At 72.6% G+C, this 3,324-nt stretch carries 5 protein-coding genes and 1 pseudogene; 5 read left to right on the plus strand and 1 reads right to left on the minus strand.

Translation table 11 applies throughout. The annotated features are described in order from the left end of the window. The 5 genes from FV223_RS23485 to FV223_RS23505 all read left to right on the plus strand — a co-directional run. On the plus strand, nt 1–217 hold a 217-nt coding region (locus FV223_RS23485), incomplete at its 5' end, for a MipA/OmpV family protein (RefSeq protein ID WP_187276226.1). Nucleotides 218–398: 181 nt separating this feature from the next. Then, the gene (locus FV223_RS23490; protein WP_147729247.1) at nt 399–1,553 is read left to right on the plus strand and encodes an SDR family oxidoreductase; all 1,155 of its coding nucleotides are present in this window, start codon (nt 399–401) and stop codon (nt 1,551–1,553) included. Next, nucleotides 1,550–1,876, plus strand: a complete 327-nt coding sequence (locus FV223_RS23495) for a multidrug efflux SMR transporter (RefSeq protein ID WP_147729248.1) — start codon at nt 1,550–1,552, stop codon at nt 1,874–1,876. The genes FV223_RS23490 and FV223_RS23495 overlap by 4 nt, the downstream gene beginning before the upstream one ends. A 111-nt stretch (nt 1,877–1,987) precedes the next feature. Next, nucleotides 1,988–2,248, plus strand: a complete 261-nt coding sequence (locus tag FV223_RS23500) for a hypothetical protein (protein ID WP_147729249.1) — start codon at nt 1,988–1,990, stop codon at nt 2,246–2,248. A gap of 205 nt (nt 2,249–2,453) precedes the next feature. Next, on the plus strand, nt 2,454–2,882 hold the full coding sequence (locus FV223_RS23505) for a hypothetical protein (RefSeq protein WP_147729250.1): 429 nt from the start codon (nt 2,454–2,456) through the stop codon (nt 2,880–2,882). Nucleotides 2,883–3,082: 200 nt separating this feature from the next. Here the strand turns inward: FV223_RS23505 and FV223_RS23510 are convergent. Further along, nucleotides 3,083–3,324 (minus strand): annotated as a pseudogene (locus FV223_RS23510) (alpha/beta hydrolase); the annotation flags it as partial.

The following is a 3,324-nucleotide window of genomic DNA, read 5'->3' on the forward strand; positions in this document are numbered from 1 at the left end:
GCTGACGCCCTACCGCGCCGCGGGCGGGCCCCGCTCCGTCGGCGCGATCGTGGCCCTGGCCTACGCCTGGTCGGAGGCGTGGCAGACGATCGGCTCGGTCCGCTACGACCGCCTCGTCGCCGCCGCCGCGGGAAGCCCGATCGTCCGGCGCCTCGGCACGCCGAACGACGTCACGGTCGGATTCGGGGCGATCTACTCGGTCCGGATCGACCCGTGAGGCTGCAGCGCAAGCAACGGGACTTCAACGCCAAGATGTCGTTCACGAATTCGTGAATGTTGCCGGCCGAGCACGGCCGATCTTTAATCACCCTCTGCGCCGCGATGCGGGGATTATATCGGAACGTTTCTGTCTATGTCTCGCCGCAAAGAGTGGGAGGCGGACTGTGCCACGGATTCTGTTGACGGGGGCGACCGGGCTGATCGGCGGCGCGGTGCTGCACCGGGCGCTCGAGGCGGGCGACGACGCCACCTGGGTCTGCCTCGTGCGCTGCGCCGGCGTCGAGCAGGGCCGCCAGCGGATCGCGGCGCGGCTCGCCCGGTTCACCGACGCCTTCACCGCCCAGCGCCTCGCCCGCAAGGTCGAGGTCGTCCCCGGCGACTTCACCCGGGCCGACCTCGACCGCGATCCGCGCCTCGACGACTGCACCCACGTGCTGCACCTGGCCGCCGACACCTCGTGGTGGGGCGACGAGCGGGTCTACCGCACCAACCACGACGGCACCCTGGCGCTGGCGCGGCGGGCGCAGGCGATGCCGAAGCTCCGGCGGTTCCTGCACGTCGGCACCGCGATGATCTGCGGCGCCGACGCCGCGGCGATCGTCGCCGAGACCGACTACCCGGCGGCCGAGGCCCGGCACATCGTCGCCTACACCGTGTCCAAGGCCGCGACCGAGACCTCGCTGGCGGCGCGGTTCCCCGACCTGCCGATCGTCGTCGCCCGGCCCTCGATCGTCGTCGGCCATGCCAGCCTCGGCGCGGGCCCGAGCTCGAGCATCCTCTGGGTGCTGCGCGCCGCCGACGCCCTGCGCATGCTGCCCTGCGCGCCCGAGAGCCACGTCGACGTCGTCCCGGCCGACTGGGTCGCCGAGATGCTGGTCGGGCTCCTGACCAAGCCGACGCTCCGGCACGACCTCTACCACCTCTCGGCCGGCATGGGCGGCCGCACCACCTGGGCCGAGGTCATCGCCGCCTTCGAGGCGGCCGAGCCGAGCGACGGCGTGCGCGCCTTCCGGCCGTTCGACCTCGCCGCTGACCGCACCGTGCTGCGCCGCCGCTTCGCCGAGGTGTTCGGCCTCGACGGGCCGCTGAAGCAGGCGATGCTCCGCGCGGTGCGCGCCTACTACGCGTTCTGCGCCCTCGACGTGACCTTCGCCAACGACCGCCTGCTCGCCGAGGGGTTCGCGCCGGCGCCGCGGCTGCCGGCCTACCTGCCGGTGTGCCTGGCGAACGCGGCGACGATCGTCGAGCAGTTCGCCGACGACATCGAGATGTTCGCCGTGCCGCCCCCGGTGCCGGAAGACGCGGCCGGCACCGCGCTGGCGGCCAGCGCATGAGCCCCTACCTGACGCTGGCCATCGCGATCGGCGCCGAGATCTCCGCGACCCTGGCGCTGAAGGCGGCCGACGGCCTGACCCGGCCGGTCCCCACCCTGATCGTCGCGCTCGGCTACGGCACGGCCCTGTGGCTGATGTCCTCGAGCATGGACATGCTGCCGATCGGCGTCGTCTACGCGATCTGGGCCGGCGTCGGCATGGTCGGCGCCGCGCTCGGCGGCGCGCTGCTGTTCGGCGAGCCAGTGACCCTGCCGATGATCGCCGGCATCGCGGTCATCGCCTGCGGCGTGGCGATCCTGGCGAGCGCGCGGGTCGAGGCCTGAGGCCGCGCCCGGCGCTGGACCGCGCGGACGGCAACCGATAAGACGATTTGCCTAAGCGGGGCACCGAGGGATTCGGAAGCCCGGCTTGCAACGTCGGAAGGTTCCACGCGCATGATGGTCGGATCCCGCATCCTGCTCGCCGCCGCCGGTCTCCTGGCCTTCGGAGCCTTGGCCCGGGCCGACGACACGCCTGGAAAACCCCGGGACGCGGCCGGGTCCGCCGAGATCGGCGCCCAGGACCGCAAGCCGATGGAGGCCCCGCCTGGCAACGTGGCGAAGCAGGACGAGCGCACCGGCATGGCGCCCGACGTGCGCGACGTGCGGCAAGACTCGATGCGGGCGTTCAGCTTCCCCGGTGGCGCGCGCTTCTGAGCGGCCGGCGCACGGAGGGGCTGGTGTCGGCGTTCCGCGACAGGCGTCGGGTTGGCGCTCGACGGGCCCATGCTGCCCCCAACGAAGCAGAGCCAACCCGACAGGCTGGGGACGTGCGCAATCCGCGCCGTCTGGTGATCCCAGGCGTTTGCGATCCTGCGCCGCCAAACCGCTGCAACCCGGCCTTTCACGATGGCGGCCAACGATGAAACGCCTGCCCCTCCTGCTCGTCATCGCGGCCGCACCGGCCCTGGCCGACGCCTGTGACGACGCAGCTCAACGCATCGCGACCGAGGTCGGAAACGCGTACGCGATCCGGACGGGTCCGGTCATTACCATCAAGCGCGGCCGCCGGACCTTTCACTACACGCTGGAATGCGCAGACGGGCAGCCCTCGATGGTATCGGGGGATGCGGGCTTCGGCACCGACATGGGGGAGTTCGGCCGAACGCTCGAGCGCGCGACCAGCCTCGCCCTCGACGTACCCGAAAACGTCGCGCGAAGCGCCCTGGACAAGTGCGCGCGCCTCGCTCGGCGGCACGGCATGGATGGCGCGGCGACGACGGACGACGCGCTCGCCGTGAGCTGTACCGTCGTACACGATTGGGAGACGTTCGAGATCCGTCGCCGATAGGGGGCGGTCGAAGGCCGGTCGTGGCGCGGTGTCCCGGAACGGATGTGCCCGATCCGGTCCTTCGACGGCGGATCATGGCGAACTCTGCGGGACCGCCGACCACCCCGACCCGAAGCCGTCGGACGGCCATGGAACGGCCGCATCGGGAAGCGGCGACGGCCGGCCTCGCGTCGCGACCGGCGCCCCGCCCGCGCGCAGCCTCACGCGGTCGCCAGTCGCTCCCGCTCCGTCTTCGTCTCCCGCACGGTCGAGCCCGGCACGAAGGCGTCGAAGGCGGCCCAGAAGTCGGCGCGGATCGCGTCGCGCTCGGAGAGGATCTCGTGGCGGGCGTCGGGCAGCACCAGGATGTGGCCGGCCTTGAGGCGGGCGGCGAAGCGCTCGGCCGCGGGCGTGCCGCAGACCGGGTCGGAGCCGGCGGCGAGGATCAGCGTCGGGGTCGCGA

The sequence above is a fragment of the Methylobacterium sp. WL116 genome (genome assembly GCF_008039455.1).
GTDB lineage: Bacteria > Pseudomonadota > Alphaproteobacteria > Rhizobiales > Beijerinckiaceae > Methylobacterium.

Excerpts from the sequence above, each read along its gene's own strand:
- FV223_RS23495 (WP_147729248.1), top strand. The coding sequence starts at position 1,550 with ATGAGCCCCTACCTGACGCTGGCCATCGCGATCGGCGCCGAGATCTCC.
- FV223_RS23500 (WP_147729249.1), top strand. The coding sequence starts at position 1,988 with ATGATGGTCGGATCCCGCATCCTGCTCGCCGCCGCCGGTCTCCTGGCC.
- FV223_RS23505 (WP_147729250.1), top strand. The coding sequence starts at position 2,454 with ATGAAACGCCTGCCCCTCCTGCTCGTCATCGCGGCCGCACCGGCCCTG.